This window comes from Streptomyces sp. NPDC058469 (assembly GCF_042721125.1).
GTDB lineage: Bacteria > Actinomycetota > Actinomycetes > Streptomycetales > Streptomycetaceae > Streptomyces.
In genome coordinates, this window is the sequence record NZ_JBHXME010000074.1 from 1 (window position 1) to 13,887 (window position 13,887).

The 13,887-nt window shown below is 65.5% G+C and carries 22 protein-coding genes; 1 reads left to right on the forward strand and 21 read right to left on the reverse strand.

The window, feature by feature from the left end; all coding sequences use genetic code 11:
* Window positions 1-98: 98 nt before the first annotated feature.
* Entirely contained in the window at window positions 99-626 is a 528-nt protein-coding gene (gene rpsI / locus ACFWP5_RS27955; protein ID WP_384162182.1) for a 30S ribosomal protein S9, read from the reverse strand.
* 44 nt (window positions 627-670) lie between these two features.
* Entirely contained in the window at window positions 671-1,114 is a 444-nt protein-coding gene (rplM, locus tag ACFWP5_RS27960; RefSeq protein WP_013001400.1) for a 50S ribosomal protein L13, read from the reverse strand.
* A 347-nt stretch (window positions 1,115-1,461) separates the two neighbouring features.
* On the opposite strand from rplM, the gene ACFWP5_RS27965 reads away from it, so the two are divergent.
* A complete protein-coding gene (locus tag ACFWP5_RS27965) occupies window positions 1,462-2,337 on the forward strand; it encodes a hypothetical protein (RefSeq protein ID WP_384162185.1) in 876 nt (291 codons plus the stop codon).
* Between the two features lie 40 nt (window positions 2,338-2,377).
* Here ACFWP5_RS27965 and truA read toward each other — a convergent pair whose 3' ends face one another.
* The 19 genes from truA to rplX all read right to left on the reverse strand — a co-directional run bounded on the left by truA (window position 2,378) and on the right by rplX (window position 13,886).
* Window positions 2,378-3,223 carry a tRNA pseudouridine(38-40) synthase TruA gene (gene truA / locus ACFWP5_RS27970; RefSeq protein WP_384162188.1) on the reverse strand — a complete coding sequence of 282 codons (846 nt, stop codon included), beginning with the start codon at window positions 3,221-3,223 and terminating at the stop codon, window positions 2,378-2,380.
* Between the two features lie 129 nt (window positions 3,224-3,352).
* The gene (gene rplQ / locus ACFWP5_RS27975) at window positions 3,353-3,847 is read right to left on the reverse strand and encodes a 50S ribosomal protein L17 (RefSeq protein ID WP_384162191.1); all 495 of its coding nucleotides are present in this window, start codon (window positions 3,845-3,847) and stop codon (window positions 3,353-3,355) included.
* Between the two features lie 83 nt (window positions 3,848-3,930).
* Window positions 3,931-4,953 carry a DNA-directed RNA polymerase subunit alpha gene (locus ACFWP5_RS27980; RefSeq protein ID WP_019055532.1) on the reverse strand — a complete coding sequence of 341 codons (1,023 nt, stop codon included), beginning with the start codon at window positions 4,951-4,953 and terminating at the stop codon, window positions 3,931-3,933.
* Between the two features lie 115 nt (window positions 4,954-5,068).
* Entirely contained in the window at window positions 5,069-5,473 is a 405-nt protein-coding gene (rpsK, locus tag ACFWP5_RS27985) for a 30S ribosomal protein S11 (protein WP_003956432.1), read from the reverse strand.
* Between the two features lie 69 nt (window positions 5,474-5,542).
* Window positions 5,543-5,923 (reverse strand): 30S ribosomal protein S13, encoded by a 381-nt coding sequence (gene rpsM, locus ACFWP5_RS27990; RefSeq protein WP_384162194.1) that lies wholly within the window; start codon window positions 5,921-5,923, stop codon window positions 5,543-5,545.
* A gap of 207 nt (window positions 5,924-6,130) precedes the next feature.
* A complete protein-coding gene (gene rpmJ / locus ACFWP5_RS27995) occupies window positions 6,131-6,244 on the reverse strand; it encodes a 50S ribosomal protein L36 (RefSeq protein ID WP_003998809.1) in 114 nt (37 codons plus the stop codon).
* A 59-nt stretch (window positions 6,245-6,303) separates the two neighbouring features.
* Window positions 6,304-6,525, reverse strand: coding sequence for a translation initiation factor IF-1 (gene infA, locus ACFWP5_RS28000; RefSeq protein ID WP_003948620.1), 222 nt, complete (start codon window positions 6,523-6,525; stop codon window positions 6,304-6,306).
* Between the two features lie 272 nt (window positions 6,526-6,797).
* Window positions 6,798-7,634: a type I methionyl aminopeptidase gene (gene map / locus ACFWP5_RS28005; RefSeq protein WP_384162196.1), complete on the reverse strand. Its 837-nt coding sequence runs from the start codon at window positions 7,632-7,634 to the stop codon at window positions 6,798-6,800.
* Between the two features lie 103 nt (window positions 7,635-7,737).
* Window positions 7,738-8,403, reverse strand: coding sequence for an adenylate kinase (locus ACFWP5_RS28010; protein WP_384162198.1), 666 nt, complete (start codon window positions 8,401-8,403; stop codon window positions 7,738-7,740).
* On the reverse strand, window positions 8,403-9,716 hold the full coding sequence (gene secY, locus ACFWP5_RS28015; RefSeq protein WP_384162201.1) for a preprotein translocase subunit SecY: 1,314 nt from the start codon (window positions 9,714-9,716) through the stop codon (window positions 8,403-8,405). Before secY ends, ACFWP5_RS28010 begins: the two co-directional genes overlap by 1 nt.
* A gap of 256 nt (window positions 9,717-9,972) precedes the next feature.
* A complete protein-coding gene (gene rplO / locus ACFWP5_RS28020; protein WP_043676833.1) occupies window positions 9,973-10,428 on the reverse strand; it encodes a 50S ribosomal protein L15 in 456 nt (151 codons plus the stop codon).
* 2 nt (window positions 10,429-10,430) lie between these two features.
* Complete coding sequence (gene rpmD, locus ACFWP5_RS28025) at window positions 10,431-10,613, reverse strand: 50S ribosomal protein L30 (protein WP_055553514.1); 183 nt, start codon at window positions 10,611-10,613, stop codon at window positions 10,431-10,433.
* Window positions 10,613-11,218, reverse strand: a complete 606-nt coding sequence (gene rpsE / locus ACFWP5_RS28030) for a 30S ribosomal protein S5 (protein WP_006376045.1) — start codon at window positions 11,216-11,218, stop codon at window positions 10,613-10,615. Before rpsE ends, rpmD begins: the two co-directional genes overlap by 1 nt.
* Window positions 11,219-11,255: 37 nt before the next feature.
* Window positions 11,256-11,639, reverse strand: coding sequence for a 50S ribosomal protein L18 (gene rplR / locus ACFWP5_RS28035; RefSeq protein WP_019055526.1), 384 nt, complete (start codon window positions 11,637-11,639; stop codon window positions 11,256-11,258).
* Between the two features lie 3 nt (window positions 11,640-11,642).
* Window positions 11,643-12,182 (reverse strand): 50S ribosomal protein L6, encoded by a 540-nt coding sequence (gene rplF / locus ACFWP5_RS28040; protein ID WP_384162206.1) that lies wholly within the window; start codon window positions 12,180-12,182, stop codon window positions 11,643-11,645.
* A gap of 24 nt (window positions 12,183-12,206) precedes the next feature.
* The gene (gene rpsH, locus ACFWP5_RS28045) at window positions 12,207-12,605 is read right to left on the reverse strand and encodes a 30S ribosomal protein S8 (RefSeq protein WP_371577696.1); all 399 of its coding nucleotides are present in this window, start codon (window positions 12,603-12,605) and stop codon (window positions 12,207-12,209) included.
* Between the two features lie 209 nt (window positions 12,606-12,814).
* Window positions 12,815-13,000, reverse strand: coding sequence for a type Z 30S ribosomal protein S14 (locus ACFWP5_RS28050; RefSeq protein ID WP_003948630.1), 186 nt, complete (start codon window positions 12,998-13,000; stop codon window positions 12,815-12,817).
* Between the two features lie 5 nt (window positions 13,001-13,005).
* Window positions 13,006-13,563 (reverse strand): 50S ribosomal protein L5, encoded by a 558-nt coding sequence (gene rplE, locus ACFWP5_RS28055; protein WP_019072280.1) that lies wholly within the window; start codon window positions 13,561-13,563, stop codon window positions 13,006-13,008.
* Window positions 13,563-13,886 carry a 50S ribosomal protein L24 gene (gene rplX, locus ACFWP5_RS28060; protein ID WP_019072281.1) on the reverse strand — a complete coding sequence of 108 codons (324 nt, stop codon included), beginning with the start codon at window positions 13,884-13,886 and terminating at the stop codon, window positions 13,563-13,565. The genes rplE and rplX overlap by 1 nt, the downstream gene beginning before the upstream one ends.
* Window position 13,887: the final 1 nt, after the last annotated feature.

Here is a 13,887-nt window from a genome sequence, read left to right on the forward strand (position 1 = left end):
CTTGTGCCGTTATACGCCCCCGGCTGTGATAAACGAACGCCCCGGCGGCACGAGTGGCGTGCCGCCGGGGCGTTCGGAGTACAGACAGCAGGCGAGATTTAGCGCTTGCTGTACTGCGGGGCCTTGCGGGCCTTCTTGAGACCGGCCTTCTTGCGCTCGACCGCACGGTCGTCGCGACGGAGGTAACCGGCCTTCTTGAGGGCGGCGCGGTTGTTGTCCACGTCGGCCTCGTTCAGCGCGCGGGCCACGCCGAGGCGCAGGGCACCGGCCTGACCGGAGACGCCGCCACCCGAGATACGGGCGACGACGTCGTAGCGGCCGTCGAGCTCGAGCACCTTGAAGGGCTCGTTGACTTCCTGCTGGTGGACCTTGTTCGGGAAGTAGTCCTCGAGCGTGCGCCCGTTGACCTTCCACTTGCCGGTGCCGGGCACGATGCGAACGCGCGCGATGGCGTTCTTACGGCGGCCCAGGCCGGCGGCCGGCTGCGGGTCGCCGAAGCGGCCGGCGAGCGACTCCGACGTGTACTCACCCTCGACGGGGACGTCGGACTCGGTGGTGTAGCTCTCAATGTCGACGAGCTCGGTCTCGGTCTCTTCGACCGGCTGCTCAACGGTGGTCTCGGCCACGGTTCTCCTCAGATTCTTTTCTGTCTTAGGGGGTGTGGCCGGAACTACTGCGCGACCTGGGTGATCTCGAACGGCACCGGCTGCTGGGCAGCGTGCGGGTGCTGGTCGCCCGAGTAGACCTTCAGCTTGCTGATCATCTGACGGCCCAGGGTGTTCTTGGGGATCATGCCCTTGATGGCCTTCTCGACGGCCTTCTCGGGGTTCTTCGCCAGCAGCTCGTCGTAACGGACGGAGCGCAGACCACCCGGGTAACCGGAGTGGCGGTACGCCAGCTTCTGGGTCTTCTTGTTGCCGGACAGGTGAACCTTGTCGGCGTTGATGATGATGACGAAGTCGCCCATGTCCATGTGCGGGGCATAGGTCGGCTTGTGCTTGCCACGGAGGAGGTTCGCGGCAGTGGTAGCCAGACGGCCGAGGACGATGTCCTGGGCGTCGATGACGTGCCACTGGCGAGTCACATCGCCGGGCTTGGGGCTGTACGTACGCACTTCGCAGCCTTCTTCTTCAGTGGATGGGTGCTGACACATGGCATCACTGAAGCGATCGTGCAGCTGGGGACGACAGTGCCGGGAACGATGCCCGTATGCCGCCCTCTGGTAACTGCTCCAGGGAACCTACGTAAGGGCCTCTCGCCTGAGAGCGACCAAGCCGATACGCATAACAAACCGTAAGAGTACCCGCGCCGCCCCGGACGGGTCAAAACGCGGTGAGACCGGTCGGCACCCGCAGCGGAAAGCAACCGCGGAAATACTTACCGTGACATCCCCAACGTCAGTCGCCACCGGCCCCATTGAGGCGCACCGGTACACCCGTCGCCCCGTCTAGGATGCGACCCATGAGCTTCGGACAGGGGGGACCCCAGTCCCAGTGGGATCCCTGGAAACCCAATTCGCAGCAGCCGTGGGGCGGCAGCGTTGACGAGCAGACCCCGGACTGGGCGGCGCTCGCCGAGGCGTCGGAGACCCGGAACAGGCGCAAGAGGCTGCTGTTCATAGGCGGCGGCGCGCTCGCGACGGTGGCCGTCGGCACGGCCGTGGCCATGGCCGTGATGTCGGCGAACGACGACACGAGCGCGTCGGGCAAGCCCACGAACCTGCCCGCGAGTGCCTCCGTGCCCAGCACCGACGCCACCTCGCCGTCCTTCGCGCCGACCAGCGCGCCCCCGCCGCTGGACCCCGAGGAGTTCATCTCCAGCAAGGCGAAGGACACGGCACCGCTCAGCCCGGCGACCCTCTTTCCGGGCACCCAGCTGACGGTCGCCTCGACGGTGTACAAGAAGGGCCCGACGGCCGACACCACGAACTGCGCCTCGGTCGCCTCGGGCACCCTCCCCAAACTCCTCACCGCGAACGGCTGCACCCGCCTCATGCGGGTCACGTACGCCAAGGGCAACATCGCGGTCACGGTCGGTGTGGCCCTCTTCGACACCAAGGCGCAGGCGACGAAGGCCAAGGGTCAGGCGGACACCAAGAGCGCCGTCAAGTCACTGTCCGGCAAGGGCGTCAAGGCCTTCTGCGACGGCTCGATCTGCCGTACGACGACCAACGCCTACGGCCGCTACGCCTACTTCACGGTCGCCGGTTTCACCACCGGCACGGACGTGACGACGAAGGACACCGAGGTCTTCACGATCGGCGACGACCTCGCCAAGTTCGCCTTCGACCAGATCCACGCCCGCGGCGAGGCACAGGCTTCGGCGGCGGCACAGTAACGAGCGGGGCGCCACCGGGACTTGGCGCCCACGCGCCCCCTCAGTGCACAGCGCCCCGCACCCGCCGGGCCAGCAACTGCCGCTCCGCCAGCCCCTCGTCAGCCGGATAGGCGACCTCCTCCAAGGTCAGCCCGTGCGGCCGTACGACATGCACGGCGCTGTCCCGCACCCCCGCGTCCAGCACCTTCCGCGGCCACTCAGCACCACGGTGCCCATCCCCGACGAAGAGCAACGCCCCCACCATGGACCGCACTTGGTTGTGGCAGAAGGCATCGGCACGAACCTCGATCTCGACCACGCCATCCGCTCGCCGGGTCGCTCCGAAGTCAAAAATCTCGCGGACCGTCGACGCACCCTCACGCTTCTTCGCGTACGCCGCGAAGTCATGTTCCCCCACAAGGGACTTGGCAGCGGCGTCCATCACATCGACGTCCAACTCCCAGTCGTGCCACAGCACATGGTTCCGCAGCAACGGGTCCACTCCCCCGGGCCGGTCCCCCACCCGGTACACATAACGCCGCCACAAGGCCGCGAACCGCGCGTTGAAGCCCTCGGGAGCCTCCGCCACGCCCCACACCCGCACGTCCTTCGGCAACCGCCCCGCAAGCCGCTTCAGCAGCTTCTCGCGGTGCTCCGCCCACAACTCCCCCGGCAGATCGACATGCGCCACCTGCCCCCGAGCATGCACCCCGGCATCGGTCCGCCCAGCCACGGTCAGGTCGTACGCCGCCTCCCCCGACCGCGTCACCGTCCGCAGCGCATCCTCGACCTCCCCCTGCACGGTCCGCCGCCCCCCGGCCTGCTTGGCCCACCCGGAGAACAGGGTCCCGTCGTAGGAGAGGTCGAGTCGTACACGTACGAACCCGGCCGCTACTTCATCACTCACACCGAGATCCTCTCAGGAACACAAAAGCGGGCCCGTCCCAAGAAGGAACGGACCCGCTACACGCCCCGTTTTTAGGGGCGCGGGGAACTGCGCGACCAGCCACGACGGCGCGGCAGCCAAAGAACGGTGTTACGCGTCCTTCGACTCCTCGTCGGCCTCAACCGGCTTCGCGTCCTCAACGACCTCAACCGGAGCAGCAGCCTCGGTGTCCTTCGCCGCACGCTTGGTCGCGGCCTCGGCCTCACCGGTCGCAGCCTGCGCGACGGTCAGGGCCTCAACCAGCTCGATGACAGCCATGGGCGCGTTGTCGCCACGACGGTTACCGATCTTGGTGATACGGGTGTAGCCACCGGGACGGTTCTCGTAGCGCGGGCCGATCTCGGTGAAGAGCGTGTGGACGACGCTCTTGTCCGTGATCACCTGGAGCACCTGACGGCGGTTGTGAAGGTCGCCCTTCTTGCCCTTGGTGACCAGACGCTCGGCGTACGGCCGCAGCTTGCGGGCCTTCGCCTCGGTGGTGGTGATACGGCCGTGCTCGAAGAGCGCCTTCGCGAGGTTCGCGAGAAGCAGCTTCTCGTGCGCGGCACTGCCGCCCAGACGGGCACCCTTGGTGGGCTTCGGCATGTCTTTCTCCTTGGTATCTGCCCCGGCCGTATCAGGTACCGGGGTCAGGACCCGATGAGCGGACGCTCACCGGCAACAACCGATCAGTACTGCTCGGTCTCCACGAAACCCGCGTCCACGTCGTCGTCGGCGCCGAAGGCGTCAGCAGCGGCGGTCGGGTCGAATCCGGGCGGGCTGTCCTTCAGGGCCAGGCCCATGCCGGCCAGCTTCGCCTTGACCTCGTCGATGGACTTCGCACCGAAGTTGCGGATGTCCAGGAGGTCGGCCTCGGAACGAGCCACGAGCTCACCCACGGAGTGGATGCCCTCGCGCTTGAGGCAGTTGTACGACCGAACGGTGAGCTCAAGCTCCTCGATCGGCAGGGCGAGATCAGCGGCAAGGGCGGCGTCCGTCGGGGACGGGCCCATGTCGATGCCCTCGGCGTCGATGTTCAGCTCGCGGGCGAGACCGAACAGCTCGACCAGGGTCTTGCCGGCGGACGCCATGGCGTCGCGCGGACGCATGGCCTGCTTCGTCTCGACGTCGACGATCAGCTTGTCGAAGTCGGTGCGCTGCTCGACACGCGTGGCCTCGACCTTGTACGTGACCTTCAGCACCGGGCTGTAGATGGAGTCGACCGGGATACGGCCGATCTCCTGGCCCACCTGCTTGTTCTGCACGGCGGAGACGTAACCGCGGCCACGCTCGACCGTGAGCTCCATCTCCAGCTTGCCCTTGCCGTTGAGCGTGGCGAGGACGAGGTCGGGGTTGTGCACCTCGACACCGGCCGGGGGCGCGATGTCGGCGGCGGTGACCAGACCCGGACCCTGCTTGCGCAGGTACATCACGACCGGCTCGTCGTGCTCCGAGGAGACGACCAGCTGCTTGATGTTGAGGATCAGGTCGGTGACGTCCTCCTTGACGCCCGGCACGGTGGTGAACTCGTGCAGAACGCCGTCGATCCGGATGCTGGTGACAGCGGCACCGGGGATCGAGGAGAGGAGCGTACGACGCAGGGAGTTGCCGAGGGTGTAGCCGAAGCCCGGCTCCAGCGGCTCGATCACGAACCGGGAGCGGAATTCGTCGACGACCTCTTCGGTCAACGAGGGGCGCTGAGCGATCAGCATGAAGTGAGTCCTTCAGTCATGGACACCCACTATTTGATGTCCGACTAGTACTGCAAGGGTACGGGCGGCACAGCCCCGAAAGGCCATACCGCCCGAAACCTGAGACAACCGTGCGTCAGACGCGGCGGCGCTTCGGCGGACGGCAGCCGTTGTGCGGGGTGGGGGTGACGTCCTGGATGGAGCCGACCTCAAGACCGGTCGCCTGAAGCGAACGGATGGCCGTCTCGCGACCCGAACCCGGGCCCTTCACGAAGACGTCGACCTTGCGCATGCCGTGCTCCTGCGCGCGACGGGCAGCCGACTCGGCGGCCATCTGCGCGGCGAAGGGGGTGGACTTGCGCGAGCCCTTGAAGCCGACGTGGCCGGCGGAGGCCCAGGAGATCACGTTGCCCGAGGGGTCCGTGATCGAGACGATCGTGTTGTTGAACGTGCTCTTGATGTGCGCGTGGCCGTGAGCGACGTTCTTCTTTTCCTTGCGGCGCACCTTCTTGGCAGCGCCCTGACGACCCTTGGGGGGCATCTATTACTCCTACGGGGAGGTGGTCGGTCCTACAGCGAAGACCGCTGGTGAAGCGTTGTCCGCTGCGGACTACTTCTTGCCCGGCTTCTTCTTGCCGGCGATGGCGCGACGCGGACCCTTGCGGGTACGAGCGTTCGTGCTGGTGCGCTGACCGCGGACGGGCAGACCACGACGGTGACGGAGACCCTGGTAGCAGCCGATCTCCACCTTGCGGCGGATGTCGGCCTGGACCTCGCGACGGAGGTCACCCTCGGTCTTGAAGTTGGCGTCCACGTACTCGCGAATCGCGACGAGCTGCTCTTCCGAGAGGTCGCGAACGCGGGTGTCGGGGTTGATGCCGGTCTCGGCCAGCGTCAGCTGGGAAAGGGTCCGGCCGATACCGAACACGTAGGTGAGGGCGACCTCCACGCGCTTTTCGCGCGGGATGTCGACACCGGAAACGCGTGCCATTCAATGGCTCCAGTTGATCTTCGGAGGTCTTCCGCAGAACCGGATCCCAGCCGCCGGCCTCTTCTGTCGAAGATTTGGTACGGCGTGGGTCCCCAGCCTCCGAGCCGGGGGTGTCGGGCGCCTACTACGCCCGGGTCCTGCGTATGAACATGTATTGCTCGCGTCGCGCGAAACTCTGCGAAAAGCTTGCAGAGGGAAGGTCGTGCGTCAGCCCTGGCGCTGCTTGTGGCGCGGGTTCTCGCAGATGACCATGACCCGACCGTGACGGCGGATCACCCTGCACTTGTCGCAGATCTTCTTGACGCTCGGCTTGACCTTCATTGGTGAGGTTCTCCGGGTCAGTTGCCTTCGGCGCCGCTTGCGCGGAACCTGGGCAAGATCTACTTGTAGCGGTAGACGATCCGGCCACGCGTGAGGTCGTACGGAGACAGCTCCACCACGACCCGGTCGTCAGGGAGGATACGGATGTAGTGCATACGCATCTTGCCGCTGATGTGTGCCAGGACCTGGTGGCCGTTCTGGAGCTCGACCTTGAACATGGCGTTCGGAAGAGACTCGACGACAGTGCCCTCGATCTCGATGGCACCTTGCTTCTTGGCCACGCTTCGCCCTTCGAATCGACTACCTTGATCGACTCAGTGCGTTCCCCTTACGGGGTGCATGCGGACATGCGGCTGCACGAGAGCCGACGAGTCAGTCTACGTCAGGCCACTCGGAAAGACGAATCGAGGAAGAATGCCCCGGACTGGAGATCGTTAAGCACGCAGGGGGCATAGACGCCCTGCTTTTGGGCTTTTAGGGGCGCGGGGCTGTATCGATTTGCGGCTCCGCCGCGTGGGCGCGACAAGCCCCCACCGGCGCGCCGGACGAACGACTACGCGAGCGGATCCGGCGCAGCCGTGATCCCGTACTCGGCCAGCTTCGCCTTACCACCATCAGGAGCCGTAAGCACAAGCGGCCCCTCCTCCGTCAGAGCGACCGAGTGCTCCCAGTGGGACGACCAGGTCCCGTCCGTCGTGATGACCGTCCAGTCATCCGAGAGGACCTCGGTCTTCGGGGTCCCCAGAGACACCATCGGCTCGATGGCGAGGCAGAACCCCGGCACCAGCTTGGGCCCCTTGCCCCGCCGCTTCTCGACGTAGTTCAACAGGTGCGGATCCATGTGCATCTCGGTACCGATGCCATGACCGCCGTAGTCCTCGACGATCCCGTACTTCCCACCACCCGGCTTCGGCTGCCGGCGGATGTACGTCTCGATGGCGCGGGAGATGTCGACGAGCCGGTTGCCCAGCTTCATCGCGGCGATGCCGGCCCACATCGACCCCTCGGTCACCCGGGACAGCTCGATCAGCTCCGGGGAGTGGCCCGAGCCCACGAACGCCGTGTACGCCGCGTCGCCGTGCCAGCCGTCGATGATCGCGCCGCAGTCGATGGAGATGATGTCGCCGTCCTTCAGCACCACCTCCTCGGAGGGGATGCCGTGGACGACGACCTCGTTCACCGAGGTGCAGATCGTCGCGGGGAAGCCGCCGTAGCCGAGGAAGTTCGGCTTCGCGTTGTGGTCGGCGAGGACCTTGCGGGCGACCTCGTCCAGATCCTTCGTGCTGGCGCCAGGCACCGCGGCCTCACGCGTGGCCGCGTGGATCGCGGCGACGACCAGCCCCGCCTCGCGCATCTTGGCGATCTGCTCGGGGGTCTTGATCTGCACCATGGGGGCCTGCGCTCTCCGTCTTCCGCGTCCTACCGCTGATGTACCTGTACAACAGTACGGCCGCGGCACCCCTGCGGGCACCGCGGCCGGATCTGCCGGATGACTACTTGTCGCCCTCGTCCTCGCGCTTCAGCGCGTCCAGCGCCCGCTGCGTGATCTCGTCCACCGGACCGAGCGAGGAGATCGTGACCACCAGGCCCTGGGCCTTGTAGTAGTCGATGATCGGCTCGGTCTGCGTGTGGTAGACCTCCAGGCGGGTGCGGACCGTGTCCTCGGAGTCGTCGTCGCGCTGGTACAGCTCGCCGCCACAGACATCACAGACACCGTCCTGCTTCGGCGGGCTGTACGTCACGTGGAAGACGTGACTGGAGTCCTTACGGCAGATGCGGCGGCCGGCGATGCGCTTGACCACCTCGTCCTCGGAGACCTCCAGGTCGAGGACCGCGTCCAGCTTGATGCCCTCGGTCTTCAGCAGCTCGTCCAGCGCCTCGGCCTGCGACACGTTGCGCGGAAAACCGTCCAGGAGAAAGCCGTTGACAGCGTCCGGCTGCTCCATGCGGTCCTTGGCCATCGCGATGGTGACCTCGTCCGGGACCAGGTTGCCCGCGTCCATGTAGGACTTCGCCAGTTTGCCGAGTTCCGTGGCCTGACTGATGTTGGCACGGAAGAGGTCGCCCGTGGAGATGTGCGGGATGTGCAGCGTCTTGGCGAGGCGCACAGCCTGCGTTCCCTTACCGGCACCCGGCGGCCCGACGAGGACGATTCGCATCAGCGGAGGAACCCTTCGTAATTGCGCTGCTGGAGCTGGCTCTCGATCTGCTTCACCGTCTCGAGACCGACACCCACGATGATCAGGATGCTGGTCCCACCGAACGGGAAGTTGCCGCTTGCGTTGAAACCGACCAACGCCATCGTCGGTACGAGAGCGATCAGACCCAGATACAGCGAACCCGGCCAGGTGATCCGGTTGAGTACGTAACTCAGGTACTCAGCGGTGGGCCGGCCAGCCCGGATGCCCGGGATGAAGCCACCATACTTCTTCATGTTGTCCGCGACTTCCTCGGGGTTGAACGAGATAGCCACGTAGAAGAAGGCGAAGAAAACGATCAGCAGGAAGTAGCTGACCAGGTAGATCGGGTGGTCGCCCTTGGTCAGGTTGGTCTGGATCCAGGTCTTCCAGGTGGACGTGCTGCCGGAGAACTGAGCGACCAGAGCCGGGATGTAGAGGAGCGACGACGCGAAGATGACCGGAATCACACCGGCCTGATTGACCTTCAGCGGGATGTAGGTCGACGTACCGCCGTAGGAACGGCGGCCGATCATGCGCTTCGCGTACTGGACCGGGATGCGGCGCTGGGCCTGCTCGACGAAGACCACGAGACCGACCATCACCAGGCCGACGAGGATGACGGTGCCGAACTCGATCCAGCCGCCGGCCAGCGTGCCCTGCTTCTTGATGGCCCACAGAGCGGACGGGAAGGTCGCGGCGATCGAGATGAACATGAGGATCGACATGCCGTTGCCGATGCCGCGGTCGGTGATGAGCTCGCCGAGCCACATCACGACGCAGGTACCGGCGGTCATGCAGACGACCATGGTGATGGTGGTGAAGATCGACTGGTCCGGGACGATCTGATTCGCCGTCGGGCAGCCCGAGAAGAGGGCGCCGCTGCGGGCGGTGGCCACCAGACCGGTGCCCTGGAGGATGGCGAGCGCCACGGTCAGATAACGCGTGTACTGCGTGATCTTCGCCGTGCCGGCCTGCCCCTCCTTCTTGAGGGCTTCCAGACGCGGGATCACCACGGTCAGCAGCTGCAGAATGATGCTCGCCGTGATGTACGGCATGATGCCGAGCGCGAAGATCGTGATCTGGAGCAGCGCGCCACCGCTGAACATGTTGACGAGGCCGAACAGACCTTGGTTACCGTTCGACACGTCGATACAGGTCTGGACGCTCTTGTAATCGACGCCCGGGATCGGGACGTGCGTACCGACCCGGTACACCACGATGATGGCGAGCGTGAAGAGCAGCTTCTTGCGCAGGTCGGGTGTCCTGAACGCCCGGGCGAACGCGGTGAGCACGGTGCCTCCTGCGACCCCCGCGTATACGCGCGTGAGGTGACGACTAAGTGTGGTTGATGGCCTGAGAAACGAGATTACGGCATGCCAAGACGACGCTGGGTACCAGCCGCACAGCCTACCTACATCAACGCCCCTAGGGGATACCGATCGAACGTCCCATGAGTCACGACTGCTGAAAAAACGGCCGGGGCCGCTCCTCAGAAGAGGGGCGACCCCGGCCGCTGTTGCTGACGTTGGTCAGGCTCGGTCCGACAAATCAGACGAGCTCGGTGACCGTACCGCCCGCGGCAGTGATCTTCTCCTTGGCGGAACCGGAGACGGCGTCCACCGTCACCTGCAGCGCCACGGAGATCTCGCCCTGGCCGAGGACCTTGACGAGGCTGTTCTTGCGAACCGCACCGTTGGCGACGAGACCCTCTACGGTGACCTCGCCACCCTCCGGGTACAGCGACGCCAGCTTGTCGAGGTTCACGACCTGGTACTCGGTCTTGAACGGGTTACGGAAACCCTTCAGCTTCGGGAGACGCATGTGGAGGGGCATCTGGCCACCCTCGAAGCGCTCCGGAACCTGGTAACGGGCCTTCGTGCCCTTGGTTCCACGACCGGCCGTCTTACCCTTCGACGCCTCACCACGACCCACACGGGTCTTGGCGGTCTTGGCGCCCGGGGCGGGACGGAGGTTGTGGATCTTGAGCGGGTTGTTCTCCGCCATGATCAGTCGACCTCCTCAACCGTCACGAGGTGGCGGACGGTGTGCACCATTCCGCGGAACTCGGGGCGGTCCTCCTTGACGACCTGCGTGTTGATGCCCTTGAGACCAAGGGAGCGCAGGGTGTCACGGTGGTTCTGCTTGCTGCCGATGTACGACTTCGTCTGCGTGACCTTGAGGCGAGCCATTACGCACCCGCCCCGGCACGTGCACGAAGGAGAGCCGCGGGGGCGACGTCCTCGAGGGGCAGACCGCGGCGGGCCGCGATCTCCTCGGGACGCTGCAGGCCCTTGAGGGCCGCCACGGTCGCGTGCACGATGTTGATCGCGTTGGACGAGCCGAGCGACTTCGACAGGATGTCGTGAACGCCGGCGCACTCCAGGACAGCTCGCACCGGGCCACCGGCGATAACGCCGGTACCGGGGGAAGCAGGCTTGAGCAGGACGACGCCCGCGGCCTTCTCGCCCGTGATCGGGTGCGGGATGGTGCCCTGGATACGGGGGACCTTGAAGAAGTGCTTCTTGGCCTCTTCAACACCCTTGGCGATCGCGGCCGGCACCTCCTTGGCCTTGCCGTAACCGACACCGACGGTGCCGTCACCGTCGCCCACCACGACGAGCGCGGTGAAGCTGAAGCGACGACCACCCTTGACAACCTTGGCGACGCGGTTGATCGCGACTACGCGCTCAACGTACGCGGTCTTCTCGGCGGCAGCAGCGCCGCCGTCACGGCCCTTCCGGTCCCGCCGCTCGCCGCCACCGGCACCGCTTCCACGGCGCTGGGGTCCAGCCATTGGATTACCTCTCTCTTTCCGCTAGCTACGGAAGCGACTAGAACTTCAGTCCGGCTTCGCGGGCGGCGTCCGCCAGGGCGGCGATGCGCCCCGCGTACTGATTGCCACCGCGGTCGAATACGACAGCCTCGACACCGGCGGCCTTGGCGCGCTCGGCGACCAGGGCGCCGACCGACTTGGCCTGCGCGGACTTGTCGCTCTCGCCGCCGCGGATCGAGGTGTCCAGGGTGGACGCCGACGCCAGGGTGTGACCCTTGATGTCGTCGATGACCTGGGCCACGATGTGGCGGTTGGAGCGGGTCACGACCAGGCGCGGACGCTCAGCCGTACCGGAAATGTGCTTCCGGATGCGGATGTGACGACGCTTGATGGCAGCACGCTTGTAAGCGTCGCCCTTAGCGATCTTCGTACCGTATGCCATGGCTTACTTACCCGCCTTTCCGACCTTGCGCCGGATGACTTCGCCCTCGTACTTGACGCCCTTGGCCTTGTACGGGTCGGGCTTGCGCAGCTTGCGGATGTTCGCCGCAACCTCGCCGACCTTCTGCTTGTCGATGCCCTCGACCGAGAAGTGCGTCGGGTTCTCGACCTTGAACGAGATGCCCTCGGGCGCCTCGACCGTGATCGAGTGGCTGTAGCCGAGCGCGAACTCAAGGGTCGAACCCTTGGCCGCGACGCGGTAACCGACACCACTGATTTCGAGCTTCTTCACGTAACCCTCGGTCACGCCGGTGATCATGTTCGCCACCAGCGTGCGGGACAGGCCGTGCAGGGCCTTGTTCAGACGCTCGTCGTTGGGGCGGGTGACGTTGAGAACGCCGTCCTCACCCTTGGCGATGTCGATCGGCGCTGCGACGGTGTGGGTCAGCGAGCCCTTGGGGCCCTTGACCAGCACCGTACGGCCGTCGATGGTGACGTCCACGCCGGCGGGAACCGTGATGGGGAGCTTGCCAATGCGCGACATAGCTTTTTCCTCCGTTCCCTTCCGCTACCAGACGTAGGCGAGAACTTCTCCGCCTACGCCCTTCTTGCCGGCCTGCTGTCCAGTGAGGAGACCGTGCGACGTGGAGATGATCGCCACGCCGAGGCCACCGAGCACCTTGGGCAGGGAGGTGGACTTCGCGTACACCCGGAGACCGGGCTTGGAGATCCGCTTGATGCCCGCGATGGAGCGCTCACGGTTCGGGCCGAACTTCAGCTCGAGAACGAGGTTCTTGCCGACCTCGGCGTCCTCGACCTTCCAGCCCGTGATGAAGCCCTCCTGCTGGAGGATCTCCGCGATGTGCGACTTGATCTTCGATGCCGGCATCGTCACTGAGTCGTGGTATGCCGAGTTCGCGTTCCGCAGACGCGTAAGCATGTCTGCGATCGGATCAGTCATGGTCATGAATTGGCCTTCGGCCTCTCTCGCCGGGGTTTCCAGGTGCCCATCCCTCTCCTCGATCCGAGACGAGGCGGGTGCGGTGCGGTGGACCTACGGCGTAGTAAGTCGTTTGGGCGTCAGGCGCCCAACCCTCCTAGCCTAAGCCATGGAGAGGTGGGCACCTGACCGAGCCCTTTTACTTACCGAGAGCTTCGGGAGTCCGGATTACCGGACTACCAGGAGCTCTTGGTCACGCCCGGCAGCTCGCCACGGTGAGCCATCTCACGAAGGCACACGCGGCACAGGCCGAACTTGCGGTACACGGAGTGCGGGCGGCCGCAGCGCTGGCAGCGCGTGTAGCCACGTACTCCGAACTTGGGCTTACGAGCAGCCTTGGCAATCAGAGCCTTCTTCGCCATCTCGCTTACGCCTCCTTGAAGGGGAAGCCGAGGTGACGGAGAAGGGCACGGCCTTCGGCGTCGTTGGTCGCCGTGGTCACCACGGTGATGTCCATACCCCGGACGCGGTCGATCTTGTCCTGGTCGATCTCGTGGAACATGACCTGCTCGGTGAGACCGAAGGTGTAGTTGCCACGACCGTCGAACTGCTTGGGAGACAGACCACGGAAGTCGCGGATGCGCGGAAGCGCGAGCGACAGGGTGCGGTCCAGGAACTCCCACATGCGGTCGCCACGGAGCGTGACGTGTGCACCGATCGGCTGACCCTCGCGCAGCTTGAACTGCGCGATGGACTTGCGGGCCTTGGTGATGGCCGGCTTCTGACCGGTGATGGTGGTCAGGTCACGGACGGCACCGTCCATGAGCTTCGAGTCACGGGCGGCGTCGCCGACACCCATGTTGACCACGATCTTGACGAGGCCGGGGATCTGCATGACGTTCTCGTAGGAGAACTCCTCACGCAGCTTGCCCGCGATCTCCTCGCGGTACTTCGTCTTGAGACGCGGAGTCGTGGTGGTAGTCATCAGATGTCCTCACCCGTCCGCTTGGCAACGCGAACCTTGTTGCCCTCGTCGTCGAAGCGGTAGCCGACACGCGTGACGACCTTGTTGCCGTCCTTCTCAACGACCAGCTGGACGTTGGAGACGTGGATCGGCGCCTCGGTCGTGACGATGCCACCGGCCTGCGAACCCTTGGCGGTGGGGCCTGCCTTGGTGTGCTTCTTGACCCGGTTGACACCCTCGACCAGGACGCGCTCGTCGCGCGGGTAAGCGGCAATGACCTTGCCCTGCTTGCCCTTGTCCTTGCCGGTGATGACCTGAACCGTGTCACCCTTCTTGATCTTCATG